15 protein-coding genes are annotated in these 15,938 nt (G+C 67.6%); 10 read left to right on the top strand and 5 right to left on the bottom strand.

Going from position 1 to position 15,938, the window contains the following annotated elements; translation table 11 throughout:
- Positions 1–32: 32 nt before the first annotated feature.
- Positions 33–1,094 (bottom strand): GGDEF domain-containing protein, encoded by a 1,062-nt coding sequence (locus ABIC66_RS19980; protein WP_354072464.1) that lies wholly within the window; start codon positions 1,092–1,094, stop codon positions 33–35.
- A 335-nt stretch (positions 1,095–1,429) separates the two neighbouring features.
- Here ABIC66_RS19980 and ABIC66_RS19975 point away from each other — a divergent pair, with 335 nt between their 5' ends.
- The gene (locus ABIC66_RS19975; protein ID WP_354072463.1) at positions 1,430–2,596 is read left to right on the top strand and encodes a glycosyltransferase family 61 protein; all 1,167 of its coding nucleotides are present in this window, start codon (positions 1,430–1,432) and stop codon (positions 2,594–2,596) included.
- Between the two features lie 4 nt (positions 2,597–2,600).
- On the opposite strand, the gene ABIC66_RS19970 is transcribed toward ABIC66_RS19975, so the two are convergent.
- Positions 2,601–2,873, bottom strand: a complete 273-nt coding sequence (locus ABIC66_RS19970; protein WP_354072462.1) for a hypothetical protein — start codon at positions 2,871–2,873, stop codon at positions 2,601–2,603.
- A 156-nt stretch (positions 2,874–3,029) separates the two neighbouring features.
- On the opposite strand from ABIC66_RS19970, the gene ABIC66_RS19965 reads away from it, so the two are divergent.
- Both ABIC66_RS19965 and ABIC66_RS19960 read left to right on the top strand, forming a co-directional pair.
- A complete protein-coding gene (locus ABIC66_RS19965; protein ID WP_354072460.1) occupies positions 3,030–3,470 on the top strand; it encodes a hypothetical protein in 441 nt (146 codons plus the stop codon).
- Positions 3,467–4,150 (top strand): HTTM domain-containing protein, encoded by a 684-nt coding sequence (locus ABIC66_RS19960; protein ID WP_354072458.1) that lies wholly within the window; start codon positions 3,467–3,469, stop codon positions 4,148–4,150. Before ABIC66_RS19965 ends, ABIC66_RS19960 begins: the two co-directional genes overlap by 4 nt.
- A 68-nt stretch (positions 4,151–4,218) precedes the next feature.
- Here the strand turns inward: ABIC66_RS19960 and ABIC66_RS19955 are convergent, their stop codons facing one another.
- Positions 4,219–5,871 carry a DEAD/DEAH box helicase gene (locus ABIC66_RS19955; RefSeq protein WP_354072456.1) on the bottom strand — a complete coding sequence of 551 codons (1,653 nt, stop codon included), beginning with the start codon at positions 5,869–5,871 and terminating at the stop codon, positions 4,219–4,221.
- A 122-nt stretch (positions 5,872–5,993) separates the two neighbouring features.
- On the opposite strand from ABIC66_RS19955, the gene ABIC66_RS19950 reads away from it, so the two are divergent.
- Genes ABIC66_RS19950 through mfd form a run of 3 tightly spaced genes read left to right on the top strand, consistent with a single transcriptional unit; the run spans position 5,994 to position 10,530 of the window.
- The gene (locus ABIC66_RS19950; RefSeq protein WP_354072688.1) at positions 5,994–6,725 is read left to right on the top strand and encodes a class I SAM-dependent methyltransferase; all 732 of its coding nucleotides are present in this window, start codon (positions 5,994–5,996) and stop codon (positions 6,723–6,725) included.
- A 23-nt stretch (positions 6,726–6,748) separates the two neighbouring features.
- Positions 6,749–7,042 carry an FAD assembly factor SdhE gene (locus ABIC66_RS19945; RefSeq protein WP_354072454.1) on the top strand — a complete coding sequence of 98 codons (294 nt, stop codon included), beginning with the start codon at positions 6,749–6,751 and terminating at the stop codon, positions 7,040–7,042.
- A gap of 20 nt (positions 7,043–7,062) precedes the next feature.
- The gene (mfd, locus tag ABIC66_RS19940; RefSeq protein WP_354072452.1) at positions 7,063–10,530 is read left to right on the top strand and encodes a transcription-repair coupling factor; all 3,468 of its coding nucleotides are present in this window, start codon (positions 7,063–7,065) and stop codon (positions 10,528–10,530) included.
- Positions 10,531–10,541: 11 nt separating this feature from the next.
- Here mfd and ABIC66_RS19935 read toward each other — a convergent pair whose 3' ends face one another.
- A complete protein-coding gene (locus ABIC66_RS19935) occupies positions 10,542–10,703 on the bottom strand; it encodes a hypothetical protein (protein WP_354072450.1) in 162 nt (53 codons plus the stop codon).
- A 773-nt stretch (positions 10,704–11,476) separates the two neighbouring features.
- The gene (locus tag ABIC66_RS19930; protein WP_354072448.1) at positions 11,477–11,992 is read right to left on the bottom strand and encodes a GNAT family N-acetyltransferase; all 516 of its coding nucleotides are present in this window, start codon (positions 11,990–11,992) and stop codon (positions 11,477–11,479) included.
- Positions 11,993–12,133: 141 nt separating this feature from the next.
- On the opposite strand from ABIC66_RS19930, the gene secG reads away from it, so the two are divergent.
- The 4 genes from secG to ABIC66_RS19910 all read left to right on the top strand — a co-directional run bounded on the left by secG (position 12,134) and on the right by ABIC66_RS19910 (position 15,883).
- Entirely contained in the window at positions 12,134–12,706 is a 573-nt protein-coding gene (gene secG, locus ABIC66_RS19925) for a preprotein translocase subunit SecG (RefSeq protein WP_354072446.1), read from the top strand.
- A 113-nt stretch (positions 12,707–12,819) separates the two neighbouring features.
- Positions 12,820–14,472 carry a CTP synthase gene (gene pyrG, locus ABIC66_RS19920; RefSeq protein ID WP_354072445.1) on the top strand — a complete coding sequence of 551 codons (1,653 nt, stop codon included), beginning with the start codon at positions 12,820–12,822 and terminating at the stop codon, positions 14,470–14,472.
- A 116-nt stretch (positions 14,473–14,588) separates the two neighbouring features.
- Complete coding sequence (gene rpmF / locus ABIC66_RS19915) at positions 14,589–14,771, top strand: 50S ribosomal protein L32 (protein WP_010919589.1); 183 nt, start codon at positions 14,589–14,591, stop codon at positions 14,769–14,771.
- A 122-nt stretch (positions 14,772–14,893) separates the two neighbouring features.
- A complete protein-coding gene (locus tag ABIC66_RS19910) occupies positions 14,894–15,883 on the top strand; it encodes a retropepsin-like aspartic protease (protein ID WP_354072443.1) in 990 nt (329 codons plus the stop codon).
- Positions 15,884–15,938 lie beyond the last annotated feature (55 nt).

Here is a 15,938-nt window from a genome sequence, read left to right as displayed (position 1 = left end):
CGGCGTTCAAGTCGGTAGTCCAGCTGAACGGATTAGGCGGCGTTGGCCGAGGCCGGCATGGATTCCGCCGCGGTGACGCGGTTGCGACCGCCGCGCTTGGAGGCGTAGAGCGCCGCGTCGGCGCGTTCCATGATCGAGTGGCCGCTCTCATTCGGGCGACGCTCGGCGAAGCCCGACGAGATGGTGATGGCGCCCAGGTCCTCGTTGGTCGAGCGACGCTTGAGCATGCGGGAGGAGACCTCGACACGGATCTCTTCTAGGGTGGTGGCGACGACCGAGGCGGCTTCGCGCGGGAAGATCATCGCGAACTCCTCGCCGCCGTAGCGGGCGGCGAAGCGCGGCGGGGCGGCGACGCGGCCGATAACCGACGCGACGTAGCGGATGACCTGGTCGCCGGTCTGGTGCCCCCAGGTGTCGTTGAAGCCCTTGAAGTGGTCGATGTCGAGCACGGCCAGGCAGATGGTGGTGCCGCTGTCGTCGGCGTCGGAGCAGGCGCGATCCAGCTCTTCGTCGAAGGCCTTGCGGTTGGCCAGGTTGGTCAGGCCATCGGTCGTGGCGTCGCGGCGGACCTGTTCCAGGTGCTCGCGCAGACGCTCGACCTCGGCGGTAGAGTCGGCCAGGCGCGTTTCCAGCGACTGGTTTTCCTTGTGCACGCGGCGGGTGGCCTCGGCCAGGCTGGCGACCACGGTCTTGATGGCGTCGACGTCGGTCGACTTGTCCAGGCTCTTGGTCGCGCCGGCCAGTTCCTTGCCGAAGGCGGCGTTCGACTTCTGGGCGTTCTGGATGGCCTTGGAGACGGCTTCCAGCTCCTTGGACAGGATGTCGCCGGCGTCGCGGATCTGTTCGTTCAGGCGCGCCTTGGGCAGGTAGGTGGCGGCCAGCTCCTCGCTGACCAGTTCGGTCATCGGTTCGCCGAGCGAAATCAGCCGGGTCAGTTCACGGGCAAGCGCGCCGTCGGGATCGGCCACATAGTGGGTCCACAGCTCGAAGTTCAGCGCGGTCGGCCACACCTGGTGGCGTTCCATGAGCTCCAGGGCGCGCGAGGCGATCTTGTAAGCCTCGGGACCGCGCAGCGTGGTTTCGACGTCCGACATTTTCTCTTCCCCCGTCGGCGATTCCCCTTGCGGAAAGGCCGATCGCCTGGAGCCCGACCCTAAACTCGAGAGTTCTTACGAGCCGTTAAGAACGAACGATGTTCGCTCACGCATGGTCGCGCGCTAGCTCATGACGATCATTTAAAAAGCGCATTCCGAGCCGACTGGCCGAAACGCGTAGTCTGAAACAAGGCCCTGAACGCACTCGTGAATCTGCCTTCTGACTCCTGCGGGGCGGCGATGGCCCAGGCCCGGCAGCGCCAAAAAGCCGCGCATGCGCGCCGCCGGTCGCCGGCCGGGATGACAATGGGCGGATTGCATGCTCCAAGCGGCGCATGACCGCGCCGCTTTTCCTGCGCCCCACCGTCGAAGCTCAGGATCTGCCGCGCATGCAGACGCCTCAGCTGCGCGAGCGTTTCGCGCGGGGCGAGACGGGCGTCGCCTGGTCGCCGGAGCAAGACGCCTCGGCCGGCGCGCCGCTTGGCGTCCTGGGTGGTCCCGAAGCCGGCGCCTGGCCTCACGACATCACCGTCGCGCCGCCCGTCAATGTTCCGGCGCTGTGCGCGATCGGTGAGGCCTGGTGGTTTCCGCGGTTCGGCGGGCTGATCGGAACCGACGGCGCGCTCTATAACGCCACGATCGGCGAGGCGCGGCACGGCTCGGAGGACCTCTCGGCGATCCCGGGCGTGCTGGACGGGGCCGCGCGCTTCGCGCCGCCGGCGTCGGCGCCCGTGCTTGAGGCGGGAGCGGTCTTCCTGCCCTGGGGCGCGACATTCAATTACGGCCACTTCGTGATCGACGCCCTGCCGTCGCTGCTGGCGCTGGAACGGGCCGGGCTGCTCGCCGATACGCCGGTCCTGGCGCCCAGGCTGAGCGACTGGCAGCGCGATCTGATCGCCATGGCCTTTCCGTCGATCCAGCTTCGCGAGGTCGACGCGCCGACCGTTCGGCTAGGGCGGGCGATCTTCTCGACCAGCATGGACCACTTCCTACACCACCCGAACGGCCTGCTGGCCGATGTCGCGGCGCGGATATTGGAGCGGGCGCCCATTGCACGGGAAGGGGCAGGGCGCGAGGCGCGGCGCATCTATCTTTCGCGGCGCGGCCAGTCGATGCGGGTGATGGTCGGCGAGGTGGCGTTCGAGCGGGCCCTGGCCGCGCGGGGCTTCACGATCGTTCGGCCCGAGACGCTGAGCGCGGCCGAGCAGGTCGCTTTAATGCGCGACGCGCAGGTGCTGGTCGGCGCCAGCGGCGCGGCCCTGGCCAACGCCGTCTTCCTGCCGCGCGGCGCCCGGGTCGTCGAGATCCAGCCCCTGAACTTCACCAGCCAGTGGGTGAGGGCGGCCTGTCGCCAGGTTGGGGTCGACTGGCGCGGCTATGTCTGCGCCTCGCCATGCCCGGCGCGCGAAGCGCCGCTGCTGGCCAGGTTCCGCCGTGGTTTCAAGTTCGCCTTCAGGCCGCCGCTTGACGATCTGCTGACGTTCGTCGATCGGGCGCTATAGGGGTCTAGAGGATGCCCTTGCGGCCCGGGGCCCACGGATCCAACGACTGCTGCTCCTCGCGATGGACCATGCCGTAGTAGCCGGCCGCCCAGACCAGGATGAAGACCACCAGGCCGCCCCAGAAACCGCCCGGCGTGGCGAACCACACGGTCAAGGCGCTGATCACCGAGGCCAGGCCCAGCATCGCCCAGCGCAGCAGGACGGCGAAGGCGTGGTAGGTCTTCTCGTGCGCGATAAGAACGGCTTGCTTGTCGAGTTCGGGTTCGATGGCGGCCAAGTGCAGTCCTCCCTGTAACTGTTGGGCGCGACCGGCCTTCTCTGGCGCGATCAAGCCGAGAATGTCCGAACGATAACAGCGTTCCACGATGGTGGCTATCGAGGTTGGGCGGAGCGCGTAGGCTGATCCTCGCGATTCCCAGCCGCCGCGTGATCCATGCCAAATCCCCTCCAGCTGCTGGCGCCGGCGCTGATCCCGTCCTGGAACTTCTTCGACGTGATCGCCCCGTCGCCGCGTATCGAATACGCACTGCTGCGCTCGGTGGGCGACGCCTCGGGCGATTGGCGCGAGTTTCGACCGCGGCCGCCGCGGGTCTCCCCGATCGCCATGCTGACGCGCCTGGTCTGGAATCCGCGCTGGAACGAGACGCTGTTCCTGGCCAGTTGCGCCGAGCGCCTGACCGAAACCCCGACGCCACATAGCGAGGACGAGATCTTCAGGCGCATCGCGGCGGACCTCGCGGCTGAACCGCGGGACGACGAACGACCCTGGCTGTGTTTCCGCCTGGTCTTCGTCAGTCGCGAGGACGATGCGCTGGTCAGCGAGGTGCTGTTCCAGCCCGCGCCGCGCCGACTGGTGGAGATCGTGGTCGCATGACCCTGGAAGCCGCCACCCGCCTGACCGAGGTCCTGCTGGCGCTGGCTCTGGTCCAACAGAGCCTGGAGCACCTGGTCCGGTTCCGGAACGAGCGCTTGCTGTTCGGGGCGCGGATCGGCCTGTGCCTGCTGTTGATCTCCGGCGTCGCCTCGCCCTGGCCTCTGGTCGGGCTGGCGGCGCTTTCGCTGGTCGTCCTTAGGCGGTTCGAAGGTCCCTACAACGGCGGCAGCGACCGGATGGGGCTGCTGGCGCTGTGGTGCCTGACCCTGTCGCGACTCGCGCCGATGCCGGCCCTGAAGGAACTGGCCTTCGGCTATCTGGGCGCGCAGCTGGTGCTGTCCTACGTTATCTCCGGCGGGGTGAAGATCGTGAACCCCGACTGGCGGACGGGCCGGGCGCTGGCCGATGTCTTCCAGTTCTCGGCCTATCCGGTCAGCGAGGGCCTGCGGCGCTGGGCCGAACGCCCGCGTGTGCTGCTGGCCATGTCGTGGGCGGTGATGCTGTTCGAGCTGGCCTTCCCGCTGAGCCTGCTGTCGAGGCCGACCCTGGTCGCCGGCCTGGTCGTCGCGGGGACCTTCCACCTGGCCAATGCCTGCCTGTTCGGGCTGAACCGGTTCTTCTGGACCTGGCTGGCCGTCTATCCGGCGATCGTGTGGCTGCAGGGCCGGCTGTTCCACTAGGCCGGACAAGCCAAAGGCGCCGAACGTTTCCGTCCGGCGCCTTCGCGTTGGTTCGATGATCGAAGAGCTTAGCGGCCGCCGCGCGGCGGACGCGCCAGGAAGGCCGGGACGTCGTTGCCGAAACCGACTACGCGACGATCGTCGTCATCGCGGTCGCGAACCGGCTGGACGCCGCGCACCGGACGCTCCGGACGCTCGGCGCGTTCGGGACGCTCGCCGCGCTCCGGACGTTCGCTGCGTTCCGCGCGCTCGGAACGTTCGGCGCGGGCCGGACGCTCAGGGCGCTCAGGACGTTCTGCCTCGGCCGCCGGAGCGGCTTCGGCGCGGGGTGCGCGATCGCGCTCGCGGCGCGGCTTGCGTTCGCGGGGCGGACGCGCCTCGGAGACGGCGGCTTCCGGCGCCTCGGCGGCGACGGCTTCCACGGCCTCGGCGGGCGCTTCGGCGGCGGTCTCTTCCGAGCGGCCACGGCTGCGCGGCGCGCGGGGCGGACGTTCGCCGCGATCGGCGCCGCGCTCGCCGCGGTCGCGATCACGGCCGCCACGCTTGCGTTCGCGGTCGCCTTCGCGCTTGACGGTCACGGCGTTGGAGTAGTCGAGGTCGAGCTTCTCTTCCTCGGGCGTCGAGCCGATCAGCTTGACGACCTTGTCGAAGCCCTTGTCGTCCGCCGGCGTCACCAGCATGTAGGTGATGCCCGTCCGTCCTGCGCGGCCAGTGCGGCCGATGCGGTGGACGTAGTCGTCGGCGTGGTGCGGGACATCGTAGTTGAAGACGTGGCTGACGGCCGGGATGTCCAGGCCGCGCGCGGCGACGTCCGAGGCCACCAGGATCTTCAGCGCGCCCGAGCGGAAGTCCGCCAGGGTCTTCATACGCTGGGACTGGTCGAGGTCGCCGTGAATCGGCGCGGCGTCGAAGCCGTGGACCCTCAGCGACTTGGCGACGATGTCGACCTCGGTCTTGCGGTTGCAGAACACGATGCCGGTCTCGATCTGGGCCTTCTCGATCAGCGCCCGTAGCGCCAGGCGCTTGGCCTTGGGATCGGAGGAGGGGACCTTGACCAGCAGCTGGGTGATGTTGGCGTTGGTCGTCGCCGGCTTGGCCACCTCGATCCGGACCGGATCCTTGAGGAACTGCTTGGTCAGGCGGGTGATTTCCGGCGGCATGGTCGCCGAGAAGAACAGGGTCTGCTTCTTCGGCGGCGTCATCTTGAAGATGCGCTCGATGTCCGGGATGAAGCCCATGTCCAGCATGCGGTCGGCTTCGTCGACGACCAGGAACTGCACGCCGGTCATCAGCAGCTTGCCGCGCTCGAAGTGGTCGAGCAGGCGGCCGGGCGTGGCGATCAGCACGTCGACGCCGCGATCCAGCTTCTTTTCCTGGTCGCCGAACGAGACGCCGCCGATCAAGAGCGCCCACGAGAGCTTGGTGCCCTTGGCGTACTTCTCGAAGCTGGAGGCGACCTGGTCGGCCAGCTCGCGGGTGGGGGCGATGACCAGGGCGCGCGGCATGCGGGCCTTGGCGCGGCCCGACTGCAGCTTGTCGATCAAGGGCAGGGTGAAGGCGGCGGTCTTGCCGGTGCCCGTCTGGGCGATGCCGAGCACATCCTGGCCCGCGAGGGCGACCGGAATGGCCTGGGCTTGAATGGGGGTCGCAGTGGTATAGCCGGTGTCGGCGACCGCCTGCAGGGTCGTGGGCGAGAGCCCGAGATCGGAAAATTCTGTCATTACACGCTGGTCTGATCGGAGCCGCCCGTGCTTGGGCGAGCGGGCGGCGCGGATTCGCCAGACCTGCTCCGAAGGTCGCGATAAATAGGCCGAAAGTCGGCAAAGTCAATCGCCACAAGGCGATAGGAGGTATTCGGAAGATGAGCGACGGCGGCTGGAACAAGTCCGCGAAGGCCTGGATCGCCGACATGGGCGAGGCGGGCGACTATGGGCGGCGCTACGTTCTGGACGCGCCGATGGTCGAGCGGCTGCGATTGCTGACGCCCGGACGGACCCTGGATGTCGGCTGCGGGGAGGGGCGGTTCTGCCGGATTCTGCGCCGGGAGGGTTTCGATCCCGTTGGCCTCGACCCGACCCTGGAACTGCTCGAGGCCGCGAAGGCCCGCGATCCGGATGGCGTCTACGTCGAGGGCCGCGCCGAGGCGCTGGACTTTTCCGACGCCAGTTTCGACCACGTGGTCAGCTGCCTGTCGCTGATCGATATCGAGGCCGCCGACCAGGCGATCGCCGAGATGGTTAGGGTGCTGAAGCCGGGCGGAACCTTGCTGGTCGCCAACCTGACCAGCTTCTCGACCGCCCGCGTCCACGACGGCTGGCAACGGGGACTGCTAGGCCAGAAGACGCACTTCGCCATCGACCGCTATCTGGAGCCGCGCGCCAACTGGGAATCCTGGCGCGGCATCGAGATCGTCAACTGGCATCGTCCGCTCAAGGACTACATGCGGTGGTTCCTGAGCCAGGGACTGATCCTGACCCATTTCGACGAGCCCGCGCCGAACGGCGGTCCGCCCGAGCGTGCTGACAGCTATCGGCGCGCGCCCTGGTACCTCATCATGGAGTGGCGCAAGCCCTGACGTCCCTCTATATCCGCCCGCGTATGACCATCGACCACGACTCCCGCCTTCGGCGCCTTCGTTTCCGCGCCTGGCATCGCGGCTTTCGGGAAGCGGACCTGATCCTGGGCCCGTTCGCGGACGTCCATGGCCCGAACCTGACGGACGCGCAGTTCGACACGCTGGAAACCCTGCTCGAACAGTCGGATCGCGAGATCTACGCCTGGATCGTCGGCCAGGAGGCGACGCCTGACGCTTTCGAGACCGACGTGATGAGCATGATCCGCGCGTTCAGGTTCGAGGCGCACGCCTCGCGCCCCGTCGGCGACGGCGCCTAGACCCTAGCTGAAGAGACTTCATGGCCTACGACGCCAAACAGATCGCCAAGGCCGCCGGCGGCTTGACCCTGGCCGGCGCGCCGGAGGGATTCGACACGCTGGTGATGGCCGACATCGCCCGGGCGCGCGGCGGCCTGACGGCGTTCGTGGCCCGCGATACGGCCCGCGCCGGCGCCTTCATCGACAGCCTGAAGTTCTTCGTCCCGGAGATCGAGGCGGTGCTGTTCCCGTCGTGGGACTGCCTGCCCTATGACCGTATCGGTCCGTCCTCGGGTGTGTCGGCGACGCGGATGTCGACCTTGTCGCGCCTGGCCCGGGGCCTGGGCGAGACCAAGCCGGCCATCCTGGTCATCGCCGCGCCGGCCCTGCTGCAGCGCGTGCCGACCAAGGACGTGCTGCTGCGCGCCAGCTACTCGGCCAAGGTCGGCAACAGCGTCGATATCAAGGACCTGGAGCGCTACTTCGCGGTCAACGGCTATACCCGCGCCTCCACCGTCTCCGAGCGCGGCGAGTTCGCGATCCGCGGCGGCGTCATCGACGTCTACCCGCCCGCCGCCGAGGAGCCGGTGCGCCTGGACTTGTTCGGCGACACGCTGGAAAGCATCCGCGCCTTCGACCCCGAGACCCAGCGCTCGACCAAGCAGCTGAAGGCCATCGACCTGCTGCCGGTCAGCGAGGCCCTGCTGGACGCCGACGGCATCTCGCGCTTCCGCAAAGGCTATGTCGCGCAGTTCGGCGCGCCGGGCGACGATCCGCTGTACGCGACGGTCAGCGAGGGCGGCCGCCGCGCCGGTCTCGAACACTGGCTGCCGCTATTCTACGAGCGGATGTCGACCCTGTTCGACTACCTGCCGGCCGGATCGCTGATCGGCGTCGACCATCAGGCCGCCGAGGCTCGCGACGAGCGCTTGGCCATGATCCAAGACGCCTACGAGGCCCGCGCCCAGGCGGACCGCAAGTCGGCCTATCGCCCATTGCCGCCCGAGGCCCTGTACCTGACGACCGCCGAGTGGGATCGCGAGCTTTCTGACCGTCCCCATCGACAGTTCACGCCGTTCCAGCCCCAGGGCCTGGACGTCGTCGACCTGGGGGCCAAGCTGGGCCGGACCTTCGCCGCCGAGCGGGCCCAGGATAGCGTCAACCTGTTCGAGGCCACCGCCGACCACGCCAGGAAGCTGGCCGCCGCCGGGAAGCGCGTGCTGTTCGCCTCGTGGTCCGAGGGCTCGTCTGAGCGCCTGGGGACCATGCTGGCCGACCACGGCCTGAAGAAGATCCCGTTCGCCGCCTACTGGCAGGCGGCCAAGGCCAACGACCCCAAGGTCCCGCAGCGCGTCGTGCTGCCGCTGGACCACGGCTTCGAGACCGACCAGCTGGCGGTTATCTCCGAGACCGACATCCTGGGTGATCGCCTGGCTCGGCCGCGCAAGAAGCGCCGCGCCGCAAACTTCCTGGCCGAGGCCAGCGCCCTGACCCCGGGCGACCTGGTCGTCCACATCGACCACGGCATCGGCCGCTACGAGGGCCTGAAGACCCTCGACGTCGAGGGCGCGCCGCACGACTGCCTGGACCTGCTGTATGGCGGCGAGGCCAAGCTCTATCTGCCGGTCGAGAACATCGACCTTTTGACCCGCTACGGCGCGGCGGACGCCGAGACCGTACAGCTGGACAAGCTGGGCGGCGCGGCCTGGCAGGGCCGCAAGGCCAAGGCCAAGGAACGCCTGCGGGTCATGGCCGAGGGCCTGATCCAGATCGCCGCCGCCCGCCAGCTCAAGCACGTCGAGGAAACCGACCCGCCACATGGCGTGTTCGACGAGTTCTGCGCCCGCTTCCCCTATGAGGAGACGGACGATCAGCTCAGCGCCATCCACGACGTGCTGGAAGACCTGTCGTCCGGCAAGCCGATGGACCGTCTGATCTGCGGCGACGTCGGTTTCGGCAAGACCGAGGTCGCCCTGCGCGCGGCCTTCGTCGTGGCGATGAGCGGCAAGCAGGTGGCCGTCGTCTGCCCGACGACCCTGCTGGCCCGTCAGCACTACAAGACCTTCAAGGACCGCTTCCAGGGCTGGCCGGTCAAGGTCACGCGCCTGTCGCGCCTGGTCACCGGCAAGGAAGCCGCCGAGACCCGCGAGGGCCTGGCCAACGGCCAGTTCGAGATCGTGGTTGGCACCCACGCCATCCTGTCCAAGCAGGTGTCGTTCAAGGACCTGGGCCTGGTCATCGTCGACGAGGAGCAGCACTTCGGGGTCAAGCACAAGGAGAAGCTGAAAGAGCTTCGCGCCGACGTGCACATGCTGACCCTGACCGCCACGCCGATCCCGCGCACTCTGCAGATGGCGCTGTCGGGCATCCGCGAGATGTCGATCATCGCCACCCCGCCGGTCGATCGCCTGGCGGTGCGCACCTATATCAGCCCGTTCGACCCGGTGACCCTGCGCGAGGCCTTGCTGCGCGAGAAGTATCGCGGCGGCCAGTCCTACTATGTCGTGCCGCGCATCAAGGACCTGGAGGACATCGAGAAGTTCCTGCGCACCCAGGTGCCCGAGGTGAAATATGTCGTCGGCCACGGCCAGATGGCGGCCACCCAGCTGGAAGACGTGATGACGGCCTTCTACGAGGGCCAGTATGACGTGCTGCTGGCGACGACGATCGTCGAAAGCGGCCTCGACATCCCGTCGGCCAACACCCTGATCGTCCACCGCGCCGACATGTTCGGCCTGGCCCAGCTCTACCAGATCCGCGGCCGCGTCGGTCGGTCCAAGGCCCGCGCCTACGCCTATCTGACCACGCCGGTCGAGAAGTCGCTGACCTTGTCGGCCGAGAAGCGCCTGCAGGTGCTGCAGTCGCTGGACAGCCTTGGCGCCGGCTTCCAGCTGGCCAGCCACGATCTGGACCAGCGCGGCGGCGGCAACCTGCTGGGCGACGAGCAGAGCGGCCACATCAAGGAGATCGGGGTCGAGCTCTACCAGCAGATGCTGGAGGACGCCGTCGCAGAACTGCGCCAGCGGCAAGGGCAGGAAGCCTTGCTGGAAGATCGGGGCTGGTCGCCCCAGATCAACACCGGGGCGGCGGTAATGATCCCGGACGACTATGTGCCGGACCTCAATGTGCGCCTGTCGCTGTATCGCCGCCTGTCGGAGGCGGAAAAGGCCGCCGATCGCGAAGCCCTGGCCGCCGAGATGATCGACCGTTTCGGCCCGCTGCCGCCCGAGACCGACTCCTTGCTGAAGGTCGTCGCCATCAAGGGCCTGTGCCGCGAGGCTAATGTCGCCAAGATCGACGTGGGGCCGAAGGGCGCGGTCGCGAGCTTCCGGGGCGACACCTACGCCAACCCGCTGGGCCTGATGCAGCACGTGGCCAAGAACAACCTGATCTGGAAGGTGCGTCCCGACCAGAAGGTCGTCGTGAAGGGCGAATGGGACACCCCCGCCCAGCGCCTCGACGCGGCCGAGAAGATCCTGACCGTGCTGGCCAAGCTGGCGAGGGGCTAGCGCCGCGCGGCCTAGTCGGCGCCGTTGCCCGGGTCGGTGGCGCTGGGATCGTGCGTCGCGTCGGTCTTCTTGGTCGGATCCAGTTCCGCCGGCGGCGGCGCCTCGAGGCCGGCGGGATGGGTCTCCCGATCACGCGCGTCGTTGTTGGTCGGCTTGGTCTTTTCGCCGGGCATGGTGATCGCCTCCGCTGTCCGAAGGAAACCCTCGGGCCTGGCCTTGGCTCCCGATTTTGGACGTTGCGCTCGGGGATAGCCCCGTCGGGCTGCGGGTGTTGATCCCTCTCTCTTCGAGAGAGGAAGGGCTCGCGCCGTTAGGCGTGGGAGGGTGAGAGGTTAGGCGAAGCCGGTGGGGATTCGCGCATCTCGCTGAGTTTTCAAGATTTATCGGTGGGCTGTGTAACCTCTCACCCTGCCATGCTGCGCATGGGCCCCTCCCTCTCTCAAAGAGAGAGGGGTGATGGAAGGCATGGGCGTTCAGCCTCTCTCATCCTCCCCTCCAAAACCTCGCTTATGCTTTCTCTCACCTCGTCGCGAGGAAAGGGCGCATGGCCAGCGACCGATTGCGGCTTCGGGGGGCGATCGAGCGGGGCCAGGTCCGAGGGGGATACTCGGACGGTCCGGGGATCTGGTTGCTGGCCAGACCCGCCCGCCGTCGGCGTGGTCGAAGGCAAAAGGGCGTGTCAGGCTGCAAGCCCGTCCTCTTCGACCTCTGGAGCTTGCCGGAAACGGTGAGGTCCGGGTCCCGGTAAGGCCTGAACAGGGCCACCCGACGGGACGCTGGCGGATAACGGTCGCGCGGGGCGTTCGGGCTTCGTCGAAACGGTACTTACAAACTCATACTCCGGACGGCGTCCGGCGCTCCGCGTCCCTTTCCACGACCTTCGCAGCTTCAGGCGCGAGGTCGATGAAACACGCTCCCTCGGGGAGCGGGGAGGAGAGAGAAAATTCTACAGCTTCAGCCCGTAAAGCCGCCGATCTCGCCGCTCGCCGTCGCGGTGCACCGCGCCCTTCAGATAGCCCTCGGCCTTGAAGCCCAGCTTCTGCAGCAGGTGTTCGGCGCGGTTGTCGCCGACGTGGGTGCTGGCCACCAGGCTCTTGAGGCCGCTACTGGCGCCGTAGGCGAGCAGGGCGCTGACCGCCTCGGCGCCGAAGCCCTGGCCCCAGCCCTTGCGGTCGACCACGAAGCGGATCTCGGCGCGATCATGGCGCTTGTCGATGTCGATGAACTCGCAATAGCCCAGGAATGCGCCGCTGGTCGTATGGCGGATGGTCCAATAGGCCGCGTCGCCCGCGGCCATCTCGTCGACCTGGGCGCCGACGCGGCTGGCGACCTCGTCAGGGTCCTCGATCGGCTCCTGGTCGAGGTTCGACATCACCTCCGCGTCGCTGAGGAACGGGTAGATCAGGGGCGCGTCGTCGACCGTCAGGGGAGCGAGGGTCAGGCGTTCGGTCTCGAGGATCATGCGGTCCGGGAACTTGGCTGGGGGGCTTGCGCTGGGGAGAGAGCTTCCCAGCTATGGCGCGGAGCCGCCTCTAGTGGTAGAGGGGCCGCTTCGTTTTTCACGCGGCATTTCGCCCGCGCCCGGATCGAGAACACTTTCGTCATGCTCATCGGCGTCCTGCTGGCTATTAACATCGTTGTCTGCCTCGGTCTGATCGGGGTCGTCCTGCTGCAACGCTCGGAAGGCGGCGCGCTGGGCATGGGCGGCGGCGGCTCGGGCAGCTTCATGACCGCGCGCGGCGCGGGCGATCTGTTGACGCGCATCACCTGGATCCTGTTCTCGGTCTTCCTCCTGATCAGCCTGACTCTGACCATCCTGACGGGGCGCGCCAATACGGGCGGTTCGGTGGCTGACCGTCTGGACATCAAGGGCCTGGACGCCAAGACCCTGAACGCGGCGCCGGCGCCTCAGGCTCCCATTGGGACTCCCACGCCCGGTTCGCTGAACTCGCTGCCGTCGACGGGTTCGCAAGCCGGCGCGATCCAGGCTCCGGCCCCGCAGATCAACACGCCGGCTCCGGCCGCCCTGCAGCCGGCCCCGACCCCGGCCAAAACGGCGCCGAAGCCGGCCGCCAAGGCTCCCGCCCAAGCCGCGGCCAAGCCGGCCGAAACGGCTCCAACGGTCGCCGCGCCCCCGGCCGTCGCGGCCCCGCCGGCGGATCAGCCCAAACAATAACCGTCCCGGACGGACTTCCACTGACCCCCGAGGGCGACCTCGGGGGTTTAATCTTGTTGATGAACGCCGGTCTTTTCCCCGGCGTCCACGAATCACGGGTAATCTGATCGCCCATGACGCGGTACATTTTCATCACCGGCGGCGTGGTTTCCTCGCTTGGCAAGGGTTTGGCCTCGGCGGCGCTCGGCGCGCTGCTGCAGGCGCGTGGCTACAAGGTTCGCCTTCGTAAGCTCGATCCCTATCTCAACGTCGATCCGGGCACGATGAGCCCGTATCAGCACGGCGAGGTCTTCGTGACCGACGACGGGGCCGAGACCGACCTGGATCTCGGCCACTACGAGCGCTTCACCGGCGTGTCGGCGACCAAGGCCGACAACATCACCACTGGCCAGATCTACAAGACGATCATCGAGAAGGAGCGCCGTGGCGACTATCTGGGCGCGACCGTCCAGGTGATCCCGCACGTCACCAACGAGATCAAGGACTTCGTCCTGTCGCCCGCCATGGACGAGACGGGCGAGAAGGCCGTCGACTTCGTGCTGGTCGAGATCGGCGGCACGGTCGGCGACATCGAGGGCCTGCCGTTCTTCGAGGCCATCCGCCAGCTGCGCCAGGACCTGCCGCGCGGCCAGAGCTGCTACGTGCACCTCACCTTGCTTCCGTTCATCAAGACGGCCGGCGAGATGAAGACCAAGCCGACCCAGCACTCGGTCAAGGAACTGCGCTCGATCGGTATCCAGCCGGACATTCTGCTGTGCCGCTGCGAGCAGGAGATCCCGCCCGAAGAAAAGCGCAAGATCGCCCAGTTCTGCAACGTGCGGCCCTCCGCGGTCATCCAGGCGATGGACTCGTCCTCGATCTACGCTGTCCCGATCGACTATCACCAGCAGGGGCTCGACGCCGAGGTGCTGGACGTCTTCGGCATGAACGACGCGCCGGCGCCGGACCTGTCGCGCTGGCAGACGATCGACGACACCGTCCAGCACCCCGATGGCGAGGTAACCATCGCCGTCGTCGGCAAGTACACGGTGCTCAAGGACGCCTACAAGTCGCTGATCGAGGCCCTGCACCATGGCGGCCTGGCCAACAAGGTCAAGGTCAACCTGGACTGGGTCGAGAGCGAGACCTTCGAGGGCGACGAGGGCGCGGCCGCGGCTCGCCTGGAGAACGCCCACGCCATCATGGTGCCCGGCGGCTTCGGCGAGCGGGGCGCCGAGGGCAAGATCCGCGCGGCCCAGTTCGCTCGCGAACGCAAGGTGCCCTATTTCGGCATCTGCTTCGGCATGCAGATGGCCGTCATCGAGACCTTGAGGAACGTCGCCGGGATCAAGGACGCCAGTTCTAGCGAGTTTGGTCCGACCGAGCGTCCCGTGGTCGGCATCATGACCGAGTGGATCAAGGGCAACGAGACCGTTCAGCGCCGCTCCAGCGACGATCTGGGCGGCACCATGCGCCTGGGGGCCTACGAGGCCGTGCTGACGGCGGGATCGAAGGTCGCCGAGATCTACGGCTCGACCGAGATCAGCGAGCGCCACCGCCACCGCTACGAAGTCAATATCGGCTACGCCCACCTGATGGAGGACGCCGGTCTGAAACTGACCGGCCGTTCGCCCAACGGCGTATTGCCCGAAATCGTCGAGCGGGAAGACCATCCGTGGTTCATCGGCGTCCAGTATCACCCCGAACTGAAGAGCCGTCCGTTCGCTCCGCATCCCCTGTTCGCCAGCTTCATCGCGGCGGCGAAAGAGCAGGGGCGACTGGTCTAAAGCACGCTGTTGCATCTCCGAAGAGATTCGGGCATAAGCGCGCCCTCACGCGGCGGCCTGGGCATTGCCCGAGTCGCCGCTCTCGATTTTCACGCTCAGCGAGCAGAGTCACTTCGATGGCCGTTCCCAAAAGAAAAACTTCGCCTTCTCGCCGGAACATGCGCCGGTCGCACCACGCCCTGGGCGCGAACTCGTTCATCGAGGACAAGGACACCGGCGAGCTGCGCCGTCCGCACCATGTCGATCTGAAGACCGGCATGTACAACGGCAAGCAGATCCTGACGCCGAAGGAAGACTAAGGTCTCCTTTCACGTCTGACGGCTTGAAGACGCCGCCCGGCTCGCCCGGGCGGCGTTTTTCGTCGCATTTTCGTCGTAAGCCCAAAAAACGGTGTTAGCCTCTCGGCCAGGGAGGTACGCCCATGCTCACACGCCGCGACATAGCGGCGGGACTGGGAATTTCGCTTGTCGCGCCGCCAGCGCTGGCTGAAGCGATCACGCCTGTTTCGCTGTCGCAGACGCCGCTCCCGCCAGCCCCTGTTCCGGCCGAGCAGCCGCTGCTGATCCTGGACGCCTCCCTCGACCAGGACGCCCGTCTGACCGTGCCGGTTTCGCTCAACGGGCAGGGCGAATATCAATTCGTCGTCGACACGGGCGCCGACCGCAGCGTCGTGACCCCCGGCCTGGTCGAGCGCCTGGCCTTGCCCCGTGGTCCCGACGTCATCGTTCACGGCGTCTCGGGATCGATCACCTGTCCCACGGCTCGGGTGGCGAACCTCCGCACCGGCGACGCTCGCCTTGCGGACGTCATTCTGCCCGTGCTGCCCTACGATCGGGTCGGCGCCGATGGCCTTCTGGGCGTCGATATCCTGGAAGGGCGCAACGTGGTCATGGACTTCCGCAAGAAGCAGCTGGAAGTCCGTCGCAGCCAGACGATTTCGCAACTGGTGCGGAGTTCGCGCGAGGTCTCGGTCCAGGCCGACGAGAAATATGGCCGTCTGACCTTGGCCGACTCGCGGATCGCCGGAGCGCGCTCGCTGGCCTTCATCGACTCGGGCGGCGGGGTCAGCATCGGCAACATGGCCCTGGCCCGCGCCATCGCCGCGCGCCGGCGACGGTCCTCCGACATCGTCCAGCAAGCGCGCCTATTGACCGCCGGTGGCGAGATGCAGCTGGGCGAGTTCCGCATCGTGCCGTCCATCGTCATGGGCGACCTGCGGGTCACCAACATTCCAATGGCCTTCGCCGATCTGCACATCTTCGACGTCTGGGGCCTCAACAACCGGCCCGCGGCGCTGATCGGGGTCGATGTGCTGCGGCTGTTCGCGCGGGTCGAACTGGACTTCGGCGCGGGCCGGGTGCTGTTCCGATTGGGGCAGGGCGGTCTGGTCGCGCCCACGTTCAACGCCTGAGGCCTGACGTGGCGTAAGGCCCATGGTTGCGATGTCGGGGCTACGCCGGTAAGGG

Source organism: Caulobacter sp. 1776 (assembly GCF_040545685.1).
Classification (GTDB): Bacteria; Pseudomonadota; Alphaproteobacteria; order Caulobacterales; family Caulobacteraceae; genus Caulobacter.
Note: the sequence above shows the minus strand (reverse complement) of the source record. Positions and strands in the feature narration are given on the sequence as shown.